The organism is Ottowia sp. VDI28 (assembly GCF_049532675.1).
Classification (GTDB): domain Bacteria; phylum Pseudomonadota; class Gammaproteobacteria; order Burkholderiales; family Burkholderiaceae_C; genus Ottowia.
In genome coordinates, this window is the sequence record NZ_CP149820.1 from 6,034,460 (window position 1) to 6,053,617 (window position 19,158).

17 protein-coding genes and 1 tRNA gene are annotated in these 19,158 nt (G+C 59.8%); 6 read left to right on the forward strand and 12 right to left on the reverse strand.

Annotated features, from left to right (window positions below):
- The 5 genes from WJU18_RS28620 to WJU18_RS28640 are packed head-to-tail and all read left to right on the forward strand — an operon-like array spanning position 1 to position 5,418.
- On the forward strand, positions 1-2,127 hold the full coding sequence (locus tag WJU18_RS28620) for an acetate--CoA ligase family protein (protein ID WP_423457590.1): 2,127 nt from the start codon (positions 1-3) through the stop codon (positions 2,125-2,127).
- Positions 2,128-3,294, forward strand: a complete 1,167-nt coding sequence (locus WJU18_RS28625) for a thiolase domain-containing protein (RefSeq protein ID WP_423457592.1) — start codon at positions 2,128-2,130, stop codon at positions 3,292-3,294. It abuts the gene before it with no gap.
- Positions 3,295-3,344: 50 nt separating this feature from the next.
- Positions 3,345-3,650, forward strand: coding sequence for a Zn-ribbon domain-containing OB-fold protein (locus tag WJU18_RS28630; RefSeq protein ID WP_423461120.1), 306 nt, complete (start codon positions 3,345-3,347; stop codon positions 3,648-3,650).
- A gap of 8 nt (positions 3,651-3,658) precedes the next feature.
- Positions 3,659-4,627: a Bug family tripartite tricarboxylate transporter substrate binding protein gene (locus WJU18_RS28635; protein WP_423457594.1), complete on the forward strand. Its 969-nt coding sequence runs from the start codon at positions 3,659-3,661 to the stop codon at positions 4,625-4,627.
- A gap of 2 nt (positions 4,628-4,629) precedes the next feature.
- Positions 4,630-5,418, forward strand: coding sequence for an enoyl-CoA hydratase (locus tag WJU18_RS28640; protein ID WP_423457596.1), 789 nt, complete (start codon positions 4,630-4,632; stop codon positions 5,416-5,418).
- Positions 5,419-5,594: 176 nt separating this feature from the next.
- On the opposite strand, the gene WJU18_RS28645 is transcribed toward WJU18_RS28640, so the two are convergent.
- From WJU18_RS28645 to WJU18_RS28700, 12 genes are all read right to left on the reverse strand, one after another.
- Complete coding sequence (locus tag WJU18_RS28645; protein WP_423457598.1) at positions 5,595-6,755, reverse strand: CaiB/BaiF CoA transferase family protein; 1,161 nt, start codon at positions 6,753-6,755, stop codon at positions 5,595-5,597.
- Positions 6,756-6,922: 167 nt separating this feature from the next.
- The gene (locus WJU18_RS28650; RefSeq protein WP_423457600.1) at positions 6,923-7,672 is read right to left on the reverse strand and encodes a tripartite tricarboxylate transporter substrate binding protein; all 750 of its coding nucleotides are present in this window, start codon (positions 7,670-7,672) and stop codon (positions 6,923-6,925) included.
- A gap of 292 nt (positions 7,673-7,964) precedes the next feature.
- On the reverse strand, positions 7,965-9,056 hold the full coding sequence (locus WJU18_RS28655) for a caspase family protein (protein WP_423457602.1): 1,092 nt from the start codon (positions 9,054-9,056) through the stop codon (positions 7,965-7,967).
- Between the two features lie 26 nt (positions 9,057-9,082).
- On the reverse strand, positions 9,083-9,928 hold the full coding sequence (locus WJU18_RS28660) for an effector-associated domain EAD1-containing protein (RefSeq protein ID WP_423457604.1): 846 nt from the start codon (positions 9,926-9,928) through the stop codon (positions 9,083-9,085).
- 205 nt (positions 9,929-10,133) lie between these two features.
- Positions 10,134-10,292, reverse strand: a complete 159-nt coding sequence (locus WJU18_RS28665; protein WP_423457606.1) for a hypothetical protein — start codon at positions 10,290-10,292, stop codon at positions 10,134-10,136.
- Positions 10,289-13,417, reverse strand: coding sequence for a DUF3987 domain-containing protein (locus WJU18_RS28670; RefSeq protein WP_423457608.1), 3,129 nt, complete (start codon positions 13,415-13,417; stop codon positions 10,289-10,291). The genes WJU18_RS28665 and WJU18_RS28670 overlap by 4 nt, the downstream gene beginning before the upstream one ends.
- Positions 13,407-14,168 carry a DUF5623 domain-containing protein gene (locus WJU18_RS28675; protein WP_423457610.1) on the reverse strand — a complete coding sequence of 254 codons (762 nt, stop codon included), beginning with the start codon at positions 14,166-14,168 and terminating at the stop codon, positions 13,407-13,409. Before WJU18_RS28675 ends, WJU18_RS28670 begins: the two co-directional genes overlap by 11 nt.
- Positions 14,169-14,298: 130 nt before the next feature.
- Positions 14,299-14,535 carry a helix-turn-helix transcriptional regulator gene (locus WJU18_RS28680; RefSeq protein ID WP_423457612.1) on the reverse strand — a complete coding sequence of 79 codons (237 nt, stop codon included), beginning with the start codon at positions 14,533-14,535 and terminating at the stop codon, positions 14,299-14,301.
- Between the two features lie 81 nt (positions 14,536-14,616).
- Positions 14,617-15,471: a hypothetical protein gene (locus WJU18_RS28685; RefSeq protein WP_423457614.1), complete on the reverse strand. Its 855-nt coding sequence runs from the start codon at positions 15,469-15,471 to the stop codon at positions 14,617-14,619.
- Entirely contained in the window at positions 15,468-16,709 is a 1,242-nt protein-coding gene (locus tag WJU18_RS28690; protein ID WP_423457616.1) for a tyrosine-type recombinase/integrase, read from the reverse strand. The genes WJU18_RS28685 and WJU18_RS28690 overlap by 4 nt, the downstream gene beginning before the upstream one ends.
- A gap of 175 nt (positions 16,710-16,884) precedes the next feature.
- Positions 16,885-16,960: transfer RNA gene (locus tag WJU18_RS28695), tRNA-Arg, on the reverse strand.
- A gap of 150 nt (positions 16,961-17,110) precedes the next feature.
- Positions 17,111-17,623, reverse strand: coding sequence for a TetR family transcriptional regulator (locus WJU18_RS28700; protein WP_423457618.1), 513 nt, complete (start codon positions 17,621-17,623; stop codon positions 17,111-17,113).
- A 233-nt stretch (positions 17,624-17,856) separates the two neighbouring features.
- Here WJU18_RS28700 and WJU18_RS28705 point away from each other — a divergent pair, with 233 nt between their 5' ends.
- Positions 17,857-19,143 carry an efflux RND transporter periplasmic adaptor subunit gene (locus WJU18_RS28705; RefSeq protein WP_423457620.1) on the forward strand — a complete coding sequence of 429 codons (1,287 nt, stop codon included), beginning with the start codon at positions 17,857-17,859 and terminating at the stop codon, positions 19,141-19,143.
- Positions 19,144-19,158: the final 15 nt, after the last annotated feature.

Here is a 19,158-nt window from a genome sequence, read left to right on the forward strand (position 1 = left end):
ATGAAAAACGATATTCAATTGCCGCTTCGGCGCGACGACCTCGACCGACTGATGCGCCCTCAATCGGTCGCGATTATCGGTGCGTCCGAAGATTCCTCGCGCATCGGTGGACGTCCGCTTCGCTATCTACGCGAATCCGGTTTCCAAGGCCGTGTGTACCCAGTCAATCCGAACCGATCGATCGTCCAAGGACTGAGGAGCTACCCAAGCATCGACGCGGTACCGGACGCAGTAGATGTAGTCATCTTGGCAATTCCCGCCAGCGGCGTGGTTGCGGCTGCCCAAGCCTGCGCCAATAAGGGATGCGGCGGCTTGATCATCTTTTCTGCTGGCTTTGCAGAGACTGGTGAGGAAGGTAAGGAGATGCAGGACGCCCTGAGCGAACTCGTGCATCGAACCGGGATTCGCATCATCGGTCCCAACTGCCTCGGGATTTTCAATGCCGTCGATGGTTTCTACGCCACGTTCTCGCAGACGTTCGACCAAGTCGGGATTCCGAAGCCTGGCCCTATTGGCGTGGTCAGCCAAAGCGGTGCGTACGGTGGCCACCTTGCCTACCTGCTTTGCAAGCGAGACATCGGCATCGCCCACTGGATCACCACCGGCAACGAATGCGACATCAGCATCTCGGACGCCCTGGCATGGGTGGTCCGGTCGCCGGAGGTCAAAGTCATCCTGCTTTACGCAGAAACTGTGCGCGATGCGCCCGGCTTCCTGAAAGCGCTGCAGGAGGCGCATCGTCAGCGTAAGCCGGTCATCATGATCAAGGTCGGCCGTTCCGAATCGGGCTCGCGCGCGGCTGCCTCGCACACTGGAGCGCTAGCAGGCGCAGACGCGATCTATGACGCAGTACTCAGTCAGATGGGGGTTCTGCGCGCACCTACCACTGAGTACATGGTGGACGTAGCCCAAGCCTGCCTCCAACAACGCTTTCCCGCCGGAAAGCGCCTGGGCATCCTCTCGATGTCGGGTGGTATCGGTATTCAGTTGGCCGATGCGGCGGAACTGCATGGCCTGGACGTCGCCCCCCTAGCACAGGTCGGACAAGACGAGGTCTTGCGCCTGGTGCCTTTCGCCGGACCGTTGAATCCAATAGACATGACGGCAGCGGTGCTCAACGACACCTCCTACATAGGGCGTATGTTCGAAATCGCCCTGGATATAGGGCGCTACGATGCAGTCGTCATGTTTGCAGGAACTGGTGTTGCTTCGAGCAACCTCCGGGACCCGGTTCTCGAGACTATGCAAAGCGTGCGAAAGCGCTACCCGGAGAGGACGATCGGCCTTGCTATCGCCGGTCCCGATGAAATGATGAAGCAGTACCGAGAGCTAGGATTCGTCGTCTTTGAGGACATTGATCGTGGCATCGCAGCTATCGCAGGGCTTGCGTTCTTCGGTCGTAGCTTTGCGCGCGAACTCTCATGGCAAGGGCTACCGCCAGCACGACCGGCGGGCGAATTGCCTAAGGATGAGTTTGCTGCTAAGCAGCTGCTGTCGAGCCACGGCATTCCTTGTCTACCTGAGCAGGTCGTACCGGATGCCGCGAGCGTGGAAGTCGCGGCTCGCGACATGGCCGGATCAGTGGTGGTCAAGATTCTGTCGACCGACATTCCCCACAAAACCGAGGTCGGTGGCGTCGCTGTTAACCTGAAGACTCCACACGAGGCGGCCGACGCGGCGCGCGCCATTGGCGCCCGTGTGAAATCCCTTCGGCCAGATGCAGTCATCCAAGGCTACCTGGTAGCGCCGATGTGTCGCGGTATCGAGATCATCTGCGGCGCTCTATGTGACCCAACATTTGGCCCAATGGTCATGGTTGGTATCGGTGGCATCCATGCCGAGTTACTGAAAGACGTGGCCTTCCGCATGGCGCCCTTCTCCAGGGACGAGGCGCTGGAAATGCTGGATGAACTGAAGATGCGCCCACTGCTCGACGGCGTACGCGGCGCGCCGCCATCGGATATCGGCACCCTGGCGGACACGCTTGCGAATTTGTCGGATTTCTACGCATCCACTTATGCGGATATTGCTGAAATCGATATCAACCCGTTCGTCCTACTGCCGAAGGACCAGGGCGGTTTCGCGGTAGATGCACTGATCGTACCCACCACAAAGGGGACCTACTGAATGAGCATTAAGAACAAGGCGTCGATTGTTGGTGCATTCGAACATCCGACACGGCACGCGCCCGACAAGACGGTCGCACAGCTTCATGCTGAAAGTGCCAAAGGCGCGCTGGAAGATGCAGGCCTGTCCCTTTCGGATGTTGACGGCTATTTCTGCGCGGGCGATGCACCCGGGATCGGTGCACTATCCATGGTCGACTACCTCGGCGTCAAACCGCGCCATGTCGACTCGACGGACACTGGCGGCTCAGCGTACCTGATCCACGTTTCGCACGCAGCCCAGGCTATCGCGGCAGGCAAGTGCGATATCGCTCTGATCACACTGGCCGGCCGCCCTAAGTCGGAGGGTTCCAGCGGCGCGGTCCCGCGAAACTTTGGACCGAATACACCCGAGGAACCCTATGAAGTTCCTTACGGCTTAGTCACGCTCAACGGCTACGGCATGGCCGCGATGCGCTACATGCATCAATATGGAGCCACGAGTGAGCAGCTTGCCTGGGTCAAAGTCGCGGCTTCGATGCATGCGCAACACAATCCAAACGCCGCAATGCGCAAGGTACTGACTGTCGAGGATGTCCTTACATCGCCGATGGTATCCGACCCCTTGCACCGTATGGATTGCTGCGTGGTCACTGACGGGGGCGGCGCACTCGTACTGGCGCGCCCAGAAATCGCCAAAGCCTTGAAGCAGCCTCAGATCAATCTACTCGGTGCCGGCGAGGCTGTTCGTGGGCAGGACGGCGGTCGATTTGATATCACGCGAACCGCGAGCTCCATCTCCGGTCCCGCAGCGTTCGCAGAAGCTGGCCTTTCGCCATCAGACATCCGCTACGCCTCCATCTATGACAGCTTCACGATCACAGTCATGTTGCAACTTGAAGACCTCGGCTTCTGCGGGCGAGGGGAAGCAGGCCGCCTCGTGATGAACGCCGGACTGGTGGCAGGCAACGGCCGGCTAACGGTCAACACCGATGGCGGCGGACTATGCAACAACCACCCTGCCAATCGCGGCGGCATCACAAAAGTCATCGAGGCCGTACGCCAACTCCGAGGGCAAGCGCATCCTGCCGTTCAAGTACCTAACCTTACCTTCGCCCTCGCCAACGGCACAGGCGGGAACATTGGCATTCGCCATGGTTCCGCTACCTTGATTCTAGGAAGGGTCTGAATATGTCCAGTACCAACGACGCAGTCAAAATCAACCCGACCGAACGCCTGATGATTCCGCGCTGCCTGTCATGCCACAAGCTCTTTTGGTATCCCCGACCTCAGTGCCCTTTTTGTCTCGGTGATACGAAGTTGGAGGAAGCCAGCGGCATAGGCACCGTCTATACATTCAGCATCACCCGACGCGCAGGTCCAATACCCTATTGCATCGCCTACGTCGAACTGGCTGAGGGCCCTCTCATGCTGACGAACATCGCGGAATGCGATTTAGACGCGGTGCGGATAGGCAGCCCTGTGCATGTTTACTTCCGGGAAGCACCGAACGGCGCCCGGGTTCCTTACTTCACTCTCAGTTAGGAAAAGCCATGTTGCTCTCAAGACGTCAACTCAATGCCGGCTTGCTCGGTCTAGGTGTGATCGGCGCTCGATCGGTCTTGGCGGAAAGCTACCCAAACCGACCGGTCACCATCGTCGTGCCGTACGGCCCAGGCGGGGTTTCCGATGTACTCGCCCGTGGGCTCGCGACGCAGTTGAGCCAGCACTTCAAACAGAGCTTCATTGTTGAGAACCGGCCCGGGGCTGCTGGCGCCATCGGCACCAGTCTGGTTGCGCGAGCAAAGCCTGACGGTTACACGTTGCTGCTCGGCAACAACGGCTCGCTCGCCATTGCACCGCTGTTGCGCAAGACCAATCCGTTCGACCCCATGAAGGATTTCACCTTTATCTCGAATGCACTGGAGACAGCCAACTTCCTCGGCATCAACCAATCGACTCCAGCAACCAGCGTCTCTCAATTTGTCGAGTGGGCAAAATCGCAATCAAACCCTTTAACTTTCGGCTCGCCAGGCATTGGATCGTTTGGCCACATGAGCGGTGAGTTGGTACGCCAAGGCCTCGGCATCCAAGCGACGCACATCCCTTATCAGGGGACCTCTCAGGCCATCAGCGATTTGCTCGGCGGCCGGATCCAATTCATGGTCGATCCCGCTCTGATCCAACCTGCCTTCGCGGGGAGAATCAGGATCCTCGCGTGCGCCGCGACTGAGCGCTTCCCGAACGCACCAGAGATCCCAACGTTCAAAGAACTAGGCTTCGACATTGTCTCCAAGGGTTGGCAGGGCTTGGTCGGGCCAGCCGGACTACCAACGGAAGTCCGCGACGCGTTATCAGCAGCGGTGGCCATCGCCGCCAGGGATGAGGGCTTCCGCAAGCTGCTGCTCGGCATCGGCTCTACCCCTGCACCCGACTCGCCGCAAGACTTTGCCGAACGCCTGAGGCGCGACATCTTGCGCTATTCCGCAATCCGGACGCGCGCTGGCATCCAGATGGAGTAACCATGGCGACGGTCGATCTGCTCGAAACCTCCCAGGAGGGCATCGTCACCCTGACGTTCAATCGTCCGGCCAAGCGCAATGCGATATCCTTGGATATGCTGGCGGCACTAGCCGAGACATTAAACCGCCACGCGCTTGACCCACTCACCCGTGTGCTCATCCTGACCGGCGCTGGCGACGCGTTCTGTGGTGGCGGCGATGTCAGCAGCATGAGAAATCGCAGCGATATGCCGCCGACCGAACTTGCCGAGAGCCTAACTCAGCGTCAACTGGCGTTCCGACGACTGCAGACTTTTCCTAAGCCGGTGATCGCGAGAATCCGCGGTGCCGCTGTCGGTGCGGGATTCAGCATGGCCCTCGCCTGCGACTTCAGGATCGCCTCCCGAACTGCGCGATTCGGCACGGCGTTCACCCGCATAGGCCTCAGCGGAGACAATGGCATAGCATGGCTACTGTCAAAACTGGTCGGGTCCGCCAAGGCTCGTGAACTCTTGATGCTCGGAGACATACTTGATGCTCGAACGGCCTTGGCAGCCGGGTTGATCACCTCGCTGGTGGAGGAAGATTCACTCGATGCCGAAACCGACCGATTTGCCAGACGTCTCGCGAACGGGCCTACGGTGGCGTTTGGGTGCATCAAGCGGAATCTCCAGGCCGCAGAGCACCTCGGGCTCATGGAAGCGATGGGTATCGAATCGATGAACCAAGCGAATTGCATGCACACCTCCGACCATAAGGAAGGTATGGCCGCGTTCCTCGAACATCGGCTGCCTGAGTTCAAGGGAAAGTAGAGCGTAGTGGATGTTGGCAGGCGAGTGCGGTACATCACTACCGCGCCAGCCTGCACCGTCGACGAGCAGAACGATGTACTCACAGCGATAGAGGACGGCGACTTCAGCGCGAACCTAGTCCGCCTCATCAAATTATGTCCGTGGGAAAGCCGATGAGCTCGTCGATGTGTCTGCCCTTACGGGCCACCGTCTCTCAGTTCCATGGCAACCTGCTGCGAATGCTCACCCAGCATTGGTGGTCTGCGCACCGGAAGACGTTCGCCATTGAAGCGCCAAGGCGACGAAAGTACCGTCACTTCGCCATCATCGGGAAGCGACAAGCTGTGCAGTAGCCCGGCCTTACGGGTCCTGGGATCCGTCAGTGCCTCATGTAGCCCAAAGACTTGGCCGCTCGGAATGCCGACAGCGGCCAGTTTGTCGAGCAAATCTTGCTTTCGATGCTTGAGCAACTCCTCGTGCAATGTGGCAGATAGCTCGACGCGGCTCTTGGATCTTTTCAAGTTGGTTTCGAAACGCTCGTCGGTTGCGAGATCGGGTCGGTGCAGAACCTCGTTGCAGAGCTTCCGGTACTGTGCGTTGTTTCCCACCGCGATAACCAGAGGCCCGTCCTGTGCCTCGAATACGCCATACGGAACAATGGACGGATGTTGGTTCCCGTAGCGCGGGGGGTTGTGTCCGAGCAGCAGAGCTTCCAGCCCATAGTATGAACTGATCATGACACCGCAGTCGTAAAGAGCCAGATCGATGCGGCAGCCCTTTCCCGTACTCTTGGTCTTGTAAAGCGATGCCAGGATCGCCTGCGCAGCGTACATGCCTGTGAACAGATCAACCGCTGCAACTCCGAACTTCAGCGGCGGCGAATTTGCTTCTCCATTGATTCCCATGAGACCGCTCTCGCCTTGAACAACCAGATCGTAGCCGGGCCGAGAAGCTTCAGGCCCCGCCCGGTCGTAACCGGAAATCGCACAATACACAAGCCTCGGGTTAACTTTTTGGAGCACCTCATAGCCAAGGCCGAATCGCTCCATGCCACCCGCTTTGAAATTCTCGACGATGACATCGCAAGTTGCAGCAAGCTTGCGGATTGTTTCCGCACCTTGCGGAGTGGAGATGTCCACGGCTGTCGAGCGCTTGTTGCGATTGAAGCTCGAAAAGTATGTGGTATAGCCCGGGGCCACTTGCATTCCCCAGTCGCGCGTGTCATCGCCGCGATCGGGATGCTCCACTTTGATGACATCGGCACCCAGATCTGCAAGGACCATAGTGCTCATTGGCCCAGCCAAAACGCGAGACAAATCGAGCACCTTGACGCCCGAGAGTGGTAGATCGAACCTCATGCTTGAAACCTCTGACCGAAATGATGGTTGAGAATTGATCAGGTCGTGGCAGCGCCGATGGACTTCATGCTCATCTTGACATTCTCTGTGGCCACGCCGGACTGGCTCGGCTTGGCAACGTCATGTTGAAGTCCACCACCCGCTTGATAGCCATCGGAATTTTCATATCAATCGACAGTAATGTTCCGCTCCTTGATAAGACGCGAAAGTACACGCGTCTCATCGTCAATGAATTTTGAGAAGCTGACCGGGTTCATGTAGAGCGCCTGAGCCCCCATCGAGCCCATCTTGCTCTGGAAGTCCGACGTGGCTGTGACCTTCTCAATGGCATTTGCCATTCTCTGAATGACGTCGGCTGGCGTCTTGCGAGGAGCCCAGATGCCGGTCAGCATGTCCATCCGCACATCGGCAAGCCCGGCCTCCACCGTGGTAGGTACCGCTGGAAATAACGCGGAGCGCTGCCCGCTTGCCACCGAGATCATCTTCAGACGCCCCGATGAAACATGGCCGAACCCCACCCCGGGATCAAAGATCGCATCCACCTCGCCGCTAAGAGCAGCTTGCAGTGCAGGGGCCGCCCCCTTGTAAGGGACATGAATCAGCTCGATGCCTGTGCGCTGCATCAGCATTTCACCGGCCATGTGAGGGCCCGTCGCGGTGCCGGACGAACCATAGGTCAAGCGTTTTGGATGCTGGCACGCATAGGCGACAAACTCCCCTATGGAATTGAAGGGCGAATCGGCCTTCACCAGCAGATAGTTCTGAAACCGGACGATAGCTGCAACCGGAACCAGGTCTTTGCTGGCGTCGACGTTTACCTTCGTGACAAATGGAACGATGGATTCCTGATGCGTGGGCCCGACGAAGAAGGTGTATTCGAATATGCCGGCGATGCTGGCTTTTCTATTGATGCTCACCTTGCTGAATGAGCGGATGGTCGACTCAATGCATCAGCAGCGGCTAGGGGCTCGTTACGGCTTGAACCTGCCAGCAGCCTTGTGTTGCTGACCGACCACTTCAGGCTGATAGCGAGTCGTTCGCGTGTCCGTACTTGGGCGGCTGCATCCACCAACACCAGCCGTTGAGCGTCGCTGGCCGCGAACACGTCTGAATGGCAGCTTCTTCGTGTCGCGGCAGACTCATGTCACCTTGAGCGGAAATAGAGTTCTGCTAATGTCAGCCCCTCGTCGGCTGTGCTCAACGATGGTCCTACAGCGATGCCAGCGGCCGGTGATTCGGGAAATCTTCCTTCGCCGCCGCAACGAGAGAACCAAAGCTGATGTTCTTGCCGCCTCCGCCTTGCTTGAGGGTCCGCAGCGCCGAATGCCACATGGCTTGACCCGTCCCATAGAGCTGAAGCTTCGAAAGGTCACCACCGGCTCGCGTCCACAACTCTTGTTCACGCGGCCCGGTTGGGAAGAGTTCAATGAGGCACTGCTCCAGCTGGCTCCAACGGTCAGCATCGACATGCATTGACGGCGCGGAAGCGCTGGCGGGTGATTTCCTCCCGCCGCGACTCAACGCGATCGGGAAGTTCTGCTCAAGGTTGTCAGCCTTGAAGACGGGATGCTGGTCGTCCGAGACAGCCTTAGGAACCTCTTCTGCCACGTACTCGAACAGGTCGAAGACCTTGATGACCCCGCTGTTGTCTTTGTCCGCAGCGCCCTTTAGCCCTGCAAGCAACGCGGTGGTGAATATGCTGTTCCTTGCTCCCGTGAAGACGCCGGACTCCTCATCGGCGCGGCACGATGCCATCAAGGCGCGCCCTGTGCCGACCGCGAGCTTGGCGAAAGCGCTTGGGCTGTAGCCAGACTTGAACTCGTGGCCTTGGCCGTCCGTCAGGCCCTTGGAAAGGGCGGCACCGCCAGCGTGGCAGGAGTCGATGAAAACAAGGACGCGCTTTGCGTTGATTTGGCCAAGTGCGGCAGCCAGATCGGCGGAACTGATGGCGGTACCTGCGAGGTCGGCAAGGTCACTGTCCACGGTGAGCAGCGCACTGTCATCCCCACCGGCGCTCGACAGAACTGCACCGTGACCAGAGAAGTACACGCAGACGGTGTCATCTTCGCCAGCGCGGGCGGCCAGAGCGCCCAGACCATCCAACACCGTTTGTCGCGTGGCATCGGCATTGAGCAGCGACACGACGTTGTCCTGCGCATAGCCGCAGTAGTCAGCCGACGACAGCGTCGCGGCGATGTCCATCACGTCGTTCAGGATCGCGCTCGGCAGAGATGAGATGTGTTGGTACTTAGATACGCCGACCAGCAGCGCATGTCCTTGGTGGTAGCCAGGCGAAGTCATGACTGAAATGGGTTGTGATGCGCGGGTCAGCGATAGCCCACGATGTCGGTGTCACTGGCGTAAAGCCGCAACTGCTCATTGTCGGGGAAGTCCTTCAGCATGTGGAAAAGAAGCTCTCGAGCTTTAGGTCGACCGCCGAATCGAACTGAACTCAGCGCCGCATGCCAACGGGCGGCGCCGCTCTGAAATCCTCCGGGAAGGTCTGACGTTTTTCCTCCTGCCCGTGACCAAAGCTGCTCGTCATCAGGGCCGGAGGGGTAAAGATCGCATGCTGCATCTTCCAGAGCGGCCCATTTCTCAGTGACCGTCGGAGCAAACACGCCCAGCCGCCAGCGGGTAAACATGCCCAGCAACCCCGAACACGCACGGAGCGCCGGCAAAAGGTCAGCGCGCCGACGCGTCGAATAAAAGTCGGCGAGAGTATTCGCAGCACGGTCCCAGCGCTGGGACGCAACAAGCGTCCCCAGCCGCTCCGAGGAAGTGGTGGAAAGCACACTCATGCCCCGCAGCATCGTTTCGAGCCATGTGATGAACATCGACTCAGAGACCTGGAGCTTCTTGGGCACAGCAGCAGCGAGGCGCTGCTCAAAGGCGCGCTCAGTTGGCAGGGCATCCACGACCGCAGAAAACGCGGGCGAGTTGCCCTCGGCCCACCGCCAGACCGCTTTGTAGATTGGCGCACCGTCCTTGCGTGACGCGACCAGGAGCCCCGTAGTGGCAGCGGCCCGCCACGGTTCGAACGCAAGCTCCTCATCTCCTGCGGCTTGCGCGAGTTCACCGAGCTCAGCGTCCTGCGCCGGCTCGAACTTCAGCTTGGCCACGGCAAGCTCGACCGCCGACCAGAACTGCTCGGCCTGCGAGAACCCGGCCAAGAGCAGATTCCTCAAGACGAACAGCTGGCTCGCGCTGGCAACCGCACACGCAGTCTAGCCCCAGCGCGTGCATGCAGCTTTCGTTGCATGGGGTTAGCGCACCAGCCTCTTGGATGAGCCAGGCGCAGCCGAAACGTCCGATGTAGCGCGTCGTCAGAGCCTCGAGCCATAACCGTGGGGTGAGCAAAGGCTGCCCTTCCTTGTCTCAGGGCGAGAGCCAGTTAGCTTTGTCAGCCCTCTCGACCCAGGCACGGTTACCTTTCTGGAACGGCATGGACAGCAGGAGCTCACCCTTTTCGCGCATGATCAGTATCAGCGGGCCTGCATGAACTGCGCCACGATAGATTTGCGCGATGTCGATCATGGCCTTGACGCGCCCATCCCAGACGCCTGCTTATCGTCGGCATACGCGGCCTTGAGTTCGCGCAGCGTTTCTACCACCTCGGCGCGACGGGTGCGCTCCTGCTCCGCATGAACTGCGAATGCCTTATGAACGGCAGGATTGACGAACCACGTCCTTGGCTTGCCATCGGGCCCCGGGCCATCCTCGCGATCTGGATCAAGCCAAGCCATGTCGCACAGCCTGTTGATGACATCGTGGAGCTGCCACGCCTCCATCTTGGCTGCAGCTTTCCAATTGCGCTGCAGGTCGCGCTTGCGCACGATGGTCCAGCCGCGAGCGAGAATCAGGCGAGCCAGTTCACGAGCACTTTCCTGACGATCGTGCTGGTCGATGATTTCGCCGTAGAACGCTACTGCATGCCGCAGCAACGTGCCGCACATCAGGCGCTCGACCTTCTCAGCCGTCTTACCGCTTACCATGCGATCCGTTGGGTAAACGTGTTCTTCAGCGCATTCGATGACATGAAATGTGAGCAACAGTCGCGCGAAGAGACCGCTCCATTTACCCAGCCAGGCTTCCATGCCGTTGTGGGCGATCGCCTGCGCCATCCTTGCCGCGTACGCGTCGATGCGTTCACGGGCTTGATGGGCTTGTTCCGATAGTTTCACGCTATGCTGGCTCGGCTGAATGGCCACCAACTGTTTAAACAGCTCCCTGAACCGTTCGACCGCCTGCATATCGGGAGGCCGGTCAACGCCAGTATTTCCCATCGAGCGCGCCACCACAGGGATGAAGCGCTGCAACAGGCCATCGTTGCCCATGTTCGCGGCAACGCGTCGCATCATGTCTGGCTGAATACCGCCGACCAAGCAGGCGCTCCAGTTCGGAACGAAGACGTTGCCACGTGTTATGCGGTCGATTGGCCTTGGGCCGCCGTTGTAGAGCTCAAGCCAGTCCGCCCGGTCCTTGCCTCCGCTGCCCTTGGCACCCCCACGATAGGCATCCATACTGCCGAGCCAGCCGGTGATTTCATCGCGCACCACCAAGACTCCTTGCGGGTTGTCCTTGAGAACTTCACCAAGCGCCTCAATAGTGATGTCCTCCACGAGGGCACGCAGGGTCGGCGGCGCCTTGGGCTCCGGCGCGTCGCGGTCCTTCTTCTTTTCATCCTTCCTCTCGGCATGTTGCGCAGCCCACTTCGCGCGTTCGGATTCGCTGTTCTCGCGGCGAGCCCGGTCGATGGCTTTGACGGGGTGCACGGCCTTCGAGATGGCAGGGCTCTTCTTGGTCGAAGGTGAGCCGATGACGGCGACCCACAACCTCGCGCTTTCTGTCCAATACGGGTCGTGCCGCTTCGGCTGAATCTGGATGCCGTCATGGATACAGGAGGCGGCAGCAGCCAAAGCCGCCATTGCCACGACTGAGTGATCGCACCCCATAAGCTCCGCTTGGTCGGCAGCGAAGCGGGCGATGGGTTCCGGCAACACATCGAGGGGGATCTGCGACACCGGCGTCACGTTGAAGAGGTCGACGGGTTCGCCCCATACGGGCGCGGCCTTGCTGAACTGGGCTTTATGCGCGCCGACGTCTTCGGCTGCCGCCTGCTCCTTCGCAGCCGCAGCCGCGTCAACCATCCGCGCGTCCATCGCCAGCCGCTGCAATTCCTCAGCAGTGCCGCCAGCTGCGAACCAATCCGACACGTCGCCTTTGTGGGGCATTTCCGGCCAGTGTTCTGCCAGATCCAGAATACGCACCTCAAAGGCCACGCTGAGCAGCTTCGATGCCACGAGGCGCACGTGATTGCGCCCGGCGTCGTCGTTGTCCGGCAGGAGGATTACGCGGCGACCGATGAGGTGCTGCGTCAGCGAATCGGCCCACTTGCCTGCGCCGCCCGCGTTGCAGGTCGCCACGAGTTGATGCGCGGCCAGCGTGTTGGCGTCCTTCTCGCCCTCGGGGATGAATACCATTGTGTCAAGTGAAGCGGCCAGCAGTGATGGCAGGCGGTACGGCACCTGGGTGATGCCCTTCACGTCCCAACTCCAGCCGCCACGCGCGCTGGGATCTGGCCGGCGCTGGCGGAAGCCCTTTGGGTCCAGGCGGCAGACCTCATACTGCTCCACGCCGTCAGCATCAAAGTAGGGATACTGTGCGACGATCTTGAACGATGCTTTTCCCTTCGGCTTCGCTGGCTCCGCTGAGCGCGCTAATGTGGTTGCAGAACCGCTGTGCCGGAGCCCTTGCGCCTCAATCCAGCAGGCAGCCTCGGCGAGATCATGGGCCTTGCCGCAGTGGACGATCAGCGCCAACACGCCACCGCCATTGCCGAGTTCGTGGTCGCTCCATACGCCCTTTTCTAAGTCGACCGACATGCTGCCGTGCGAACCGAAGCGCAGTTCTTTGCCTGGCTTGCTCATGCTCTCGTTCAGATTGCCGAGCAACAAGCGCGCAACAGGCTCCATAAGCGCGACGTAATCTTCGGCGTTCATCCCGGCGGTGCGCGGCATCGGCGCAGTCGGTGCGTCCGTCCGCACGGCGAGCGCTGATAGAGGCGCGGGTGCAACATCAACAAGCGTCGGCTCGTTGACTTCGGGCTCGTCCGTCAATGGCGGCATGGTTGCAGGAACCAGGGGCGCGCTGGGCGTTACCGTGGCCGAAGCAGGCTGCTCCAGTTCAGCATCACCATTGTTGGCGGTGCCGGTCTTGGGTTCCTGCGCCATGTCGCTTTTCGCAGCCGGCTTGGGCTTCAGCCATTCACCGCGCGACCGGATGAGCTCAACCGGATCCACGCCGTCAACAACATCGACACCGTTGCGCCATTCCGCGTCGTCCACTGGCACGATCTTCAGGCTCGATGCGACATCAACGATGCGTCCGGCGATCACCTCCACCCAACCTGGGGGCGCCAGGACAGCAATCTTACGGCCGGCGAGAATCGACCAGGTCGTCAAGTCATAGGTACCAGGATCTCCTGGCGGCGCGACCACTACCAGGCGGTATCCCATAGCATCGATAACTTTCTCAGCGGCTGCGGCTGCGACACGATCCCCGAAGACGACGACCTGCCGGCTAGGAGAATCAGCCAAGCCCTGAGCACCATAAAGCGACATCAGTTCTGAAGCATCCATGGTGAGGTGGTTAGCGGTCACTCAGCATATCCATTACGTAGTCCAACTTGCGCAAAACTTCTAACAATGGAGCGCAATTTGGATAGCGGTATGCGAGGATGATTTTCGCCTGCTTCAGCAGCAAGATATGAGCTTGATACTTTTCGGCGCACGATCTGTATTGCAATCCACTCTGGGCCACATCGCCGAAATACGTGTTCTCAAATTGATTGTCAGTGAGCTCAGGCCAGTACTCAAGCAGCATCCAAGTGTTCAGGGCGCTTTTGACCTGACGCAACCGTCGCGCGATGCCTGCGTGTCCGTAGATGCCGTCGAAAGTTTCGTCATATACAGTTTTCAACGCCAATCCAACGCGGGCATGGTCGGCCAGTGGCATACGGGCGCCTGGGCGCAGCAGTTTTTTTCTGCCCTCAGTGTAGGCGAGGGTGAGACCTTTTCCAGCGAGAATAAGGCGGCGTGCATCCAGTAGGCCCACGAGTTCATCCAAATTCCAAATACCAAAGCGCGTACCGTTGCCGGTTGCGTTCAGGCACCATGAGATGTCAAACAAGTGCCCCGGCAGTTGACCGCGACACACGGACTGACCGAGGGGCGCCACTCGCAGCAATCCGCGGCGCAGTTCTGGCGGCAACGGGCCGAGAATTTCGATCTGCTCATCATCGCCATTGGTTATAAAGCTGACTTTCAGGCCATGATTTTCGCCAGCAGCGATACCCAGGAGGTCCACCCACCATTCAACGAGCCCGGTTTTCAGAAGGTTGAAATTTGCCATCGTAATTTGATAAAAATCGAACGACAGCGTTGCCGAATTTGCGCAGCGAGCACATAATGCTCATGTCTTTATAGCGCTAGCAACGCCTCCGGCCCGACCACCTTATCTAAGGTTGCCGGGCTTTTTCGTGCTATGCGATTACCTGCTGCGCGTCGCGCCAGGCCAGCAGTTCATCGACATCGAAGATCGTGCAGCGCGGCGACAAATGGCGCGGCTTCGGGAAATCAGGGCGCTCTTTCGCCCAGCGCCAGAATGTGGAGAGGCCGACGCCCAAGAGCTTGGACGCTTGTTTGGCGCGGACGGATTGGGCAAACGTGGCCGTAGGGGGCTCTGCCTTTTGGGCTCGGGTAGTCTTCCGTGAGTTCATTCTGCGAATTTCGCGCATGAACCAGCCCCGCCGCAACCAGCCAGTCGGCCCTATTTTTGGGCCGGTTGCCAGGGCCGGTCGTCAGTCCACCCGATACCTTAGGTCATTGTCCCTGAGCATTTTTTCCCAGCTGTGATTGAATCCCTTGTCGAGATTGCCTGGGCCAAATGCCGTTTTGTTGATCTGAAACGCGCGCTTCTTCACGACCGATCTCACGCCTTCTCTTCTGCCTTCCTCGTTTGGAGGCAAGGAGTCAGGTTCGTGGCCCAGCTCTTTAATGGCCTGCAGGATGACGGACGATCGCAAATCATGGACGGACTGACGCCCCTTCGATTTCGCGGGGACATCAGGCTCGGCTACCGGCCCGAATCGCTCCATCAGGCTCGTGAACTTCGCCGCTGTGATCCAGTCGCTGCCGTCGTGAACTGGGTCCGCCCATTTCGCCGGCACTGCGCAATCTGTCTCTGACGCGATCAGAGCAGCTGCCGCCTGCTGCTCTTGAGTGAGCTGTTCGACGTGGCTGATTCCCGGCGGAGGTTCATCCCCCACCATGAGCGCGGCGGCGTCCAGTACCCAAATGTGGGGCATCGCCCGCCATGGATTAAGGTGCTGGCTCGCCTCATCAAGCATCGCGGCCGCCAGTTCACCGCTCACGTAGTAGCTAATATCGCATCTCCTGCGCATGCTCTCATCGTGCACGGACACGGGTACCGCTGCCGCGCGATCCGAGATCCAGCGCAGAGCCGCCACCACCACCGGTGGACGTTCGCTGAAGGGAATGACAATTGGCGGGTCCAGCTTCGGATTCGGCGGAACTTGGCCAGCCAGTGCAAAAGCCAGTCGCCATGCCTCTATGGCCGTTTCTGGCTTCAATAGATGGAGCAAGTGCGCCAAATGCTGCTTGAACCGTGTCTCTGTGTCGCCTACCATCATCATGCCGCCCTGAGTTGGATCACATCAGCCACTGCCTTGAGCTTGTCCAAATAATCCGCCCATTCGTTCATCATCTTGCGGCGCTGCTCCATGAACTCTGCGCGATCGTAAGCCGCACCCAGCGGGCCAGATTTACCGTGTGCTAGCTGACCTTCGATCACGTCGGCATGGATGCCGGGCAAGCGTTCGATGATCAGCGTGCGGGCCATGGCGCGGAAGCCGTGCGGCGTCATTTCGTCGCCGGAGTAGCCCAGGCGACGCAAAGCCGCCGATAGCGTCATATCGGACATTGGCCTACCCTCACCCCTATTGGACGGGAATACGTGCGTCCTGTAGCCTGTGAGCGGCTGTATCTCCCTAAGGATTTCCACGGCCTGAGGAGCCAGCGGCACAAGGTGCGGTCGGCCGTTCAGCTTCTGCTCCACCGTGCGTTTCATCGACGCTGATGGGATAGTCAGCATGGCGTCGTCAAAGTCGATCCAGCTCCATTCCATCTTGCGGATATTGGCCGGACGCTGGAACAGCAACGCAGACAGCTGCAATGCAGCCTTGGTGATGGGTTGGCCGCTATAGCTATCAAAGGCCCGCAGCAACTCGCCCACCTTCACCGGTTCCAGCACAGCAGACATGTGCTTGACCACCACAGGCTCCAATGCGCCTTGCAGGTCGAACATGGGGTTGCGCTCACAGCGTCCAGTCTGGATGCCGTAGCGGAACACTTGTCCGGAATTCTGGCTCAAGGTATGGGCTGCATCCCGGTTGCCGCGCTTCTCTACCTTGCGCAGCGCGCTCAACATCATGGGCGGCGTGATGTCCATGAGCTGGAGACGGCCCACGAACGGAAATATGTCCTTTTCAAGGCCTCTGATCCACTTGGCAGCGTACTTCTCGCTCCAGCCGCTTTTCTTGATGGTGTGGTATTCACGGGCCACGGCCTCGAAAGTATTTTCACCAGCCACGGCTTTAGCCAACTTTTGGGCCTGCTTGACTACGGCCGGGTCTGTGTCTTCTGCGAGGCGTTGCCGCGCTTCTTCACGGCGTCGCCGAGCCTGAGCAAGACTAACGGCTGGATAAACACCCAGTGCAAGCGTCTTTTGCTTGCCGCCGTAGCGGTAGGCCATACGCCAGTATTTGCCTGCAGCCATGACGTGCAAAAACAACCCACCGCCGTCGCTGTGCTTGTCGCCGGCCGACTTACCTGAGTGTTTGACTTGCTTCACAAACGTGTCCGTCAGCGCCATGGTCATCCTTTTTGTTGGTATCTGCCTGCGTTGACAGATCGAATACCAACAAAGGTACCAACAAAATGTTGGTATGTCCACAGACCACCTGACACCATCCGAGACAACAAAAAACCCACAATGCTAGGAAACATGCGGGTTTTGAGAGGTTCTGAGACTATCTGAGATAGTCATATGGCGCGGCTGGCGGGGATCGAACCCACGACCCTCGGCTTCGGAGGCCGATACTCTATCCACTGAGCTACAGCCGCGTGTGAGACAAGCCCTCTATTATCCCTGATTGTGAGCCGTTCCCAACGGCGGCAGGCCAATACCGTGTAAAAACGTATCAAGAATGTTCAATCCGGTGGTCTCCAGATCGAAATCGGGCTCCAGCAGCCAGCTGAAAATCAGCCCGTGCATCATGGCATGCAAGCCCTGCGCCAACTGCTGCACGGGCACCTGGAAGCGCACCCCCGCTGACGGCTGGCCTCTTCGAGCGTGGTGCGCAGACGCTCCACATGTTCGCGCTGCGCCTGCAGATGGCGCTCGCGCACAGCGCTCAGCTCCTCGATGTGCTCGACCATCATGGTGGCAATTTCCAGCACGCGGCGGGTTTGCTCGTCGCGTGCGATCTGCCGCAATGCATGGACCAGCCCCTGGCGCATTTCTGCCACCGGATCGGCCGCAGCCGCAGCCGCCCCTGAGAGGCACAACCCGCCTTCGAGCGGCAACGTGACGCGCTCCATCATGGCATTGAACAAGGCGGCCTTGTCCTTGAAATGCCAGTACAGCGCCCCCCTGGTGACGCCCGCGGCCTGGGCGATGTCGCTCAGCGAAGTGCGCGAGACGCCACGCAGCTGAAATACGCGCTCGGCAGCATCGAGCAATGCCGTTCGTGTGGCCTGGGCGTCTTCCTTGGTGCGGCGAGCCATGACATCAATGGAGATATGTGGGAAAAGAAATGTATGCGCGTGAATTCACGTTATTTTAATATATACATTCTTGGATGTATGTATAATTCCGAACGGTTTCACTCGGTTAATAGGCGGGTTGCTGCTAGATTCACGTAGCACCCGCACATACATGTTTTTCCGCTTGCCCGCCTACCGCGTACGTCACGCTGGTATGGTGCTCCTTTCTCAAAGAAAAAGCTCAAGAAATCATCATGTCAGACACTCGTGCCGCTCGCCTCTCGTTGCCGCACCGCCTGCTGCCCGTGGGCGCGGCGGTAGTACTGGCCTTGTCGCTCGCCGCTTGCGGCAAGAAGGAAGGTGATGCGCCCCCCGGCGGCGCCCATGGCGGTGGCATGCCGCCCCCGCAGGTCGGCGTGGTAACCGTACAACCAGGCGACGTGGCCCTGGTTACCGAACTGCCCGGACGGCTGGAAGCTTCCCGCGTGGCGCAGGTGCGCGCACGAGCCGCAGGCATTCTGCAGAAACGGCTTTTCAAGGAAGGCAGCGACGTCAAGGCCGGCCAAGCCCTCTTTGACATTGATCCCGCCCCCTACAAGGCTTCTCTTCAAAGCGCGCAGGCCACCGTAGCACGCGCCCAGGCCAACCTTGCCCAGGCCGCCGCGCTGGCCGATCGCTACAAGCCGCTGGTGGAAGCCAACGCGGTAAGCAAGCAGGACTACGCCAATGCAGTGGCAGCCCGTGCACAGGCTGAAGCCGATGTGCAGGCTGGCCGCGCCGCCGTGGAAACGGCACGCATCAACCTGGGCTACGCCACGGTCACGGCGCCGATCAGCGGCCGTATCGGGCGCGCGCTGGTGACCGAAGGCGCGCTGGTGGGGCAAGGCGAGGCCACGCAACTGGCCGTGATCCAGCAGATCAATCCTCTCTATATCAACGTCACGCAATCGGCCAACGATGTCATGCGCCTGCGCAAGGCGCTTGAAAGCGGCCAACTGTCGCGCGCTGGCGGCGGTGAAGCCGCCAAGGTGCAAGTGATCCTGGAAGACGGCAGCGTCTATGGCAGCCCCGGCAAGCTGCTGTTCTCGGATCTGTCGGTCGATCCGGCCACCGGCCAGGTCAGCCTGCGCGCCGAGGTGCCCAACGCGGGCGGCCTGCTGCTGCCCGGCATGTATGTGCGTGCCCGCATCGAGCAGGCACAGGTGACCAACGCCATCCTGCTGCCACAGCAAGCCGTCACGCGCGGCAGCCAAGGCGACAGCGTGCTGGTCGTGGCACCGGATGGCTCTTTCGCGCCTCGCCCGGTCAAGATCGGTGAAGCGCAGGGCAAGTCGTGGGTGATCCTCGATGGGCTCAAGCCGGGCGAGCAGGTGATCGTCGACGGCGTGATGAAACTGATGCCTGGCGTGAAAGCGGTGAAAGCCGTGCCTTGGCAGGGTGATAAACCAGCTGCGGCCGCGCCTCAGGCGGCCTCGGCACCTCAAAACGCGGCATCGGGCGCGCCCACGGCGCAAGCGCCGGCATCGGCGGCATCCCGGTAAGCAGCGGGAGTTCAA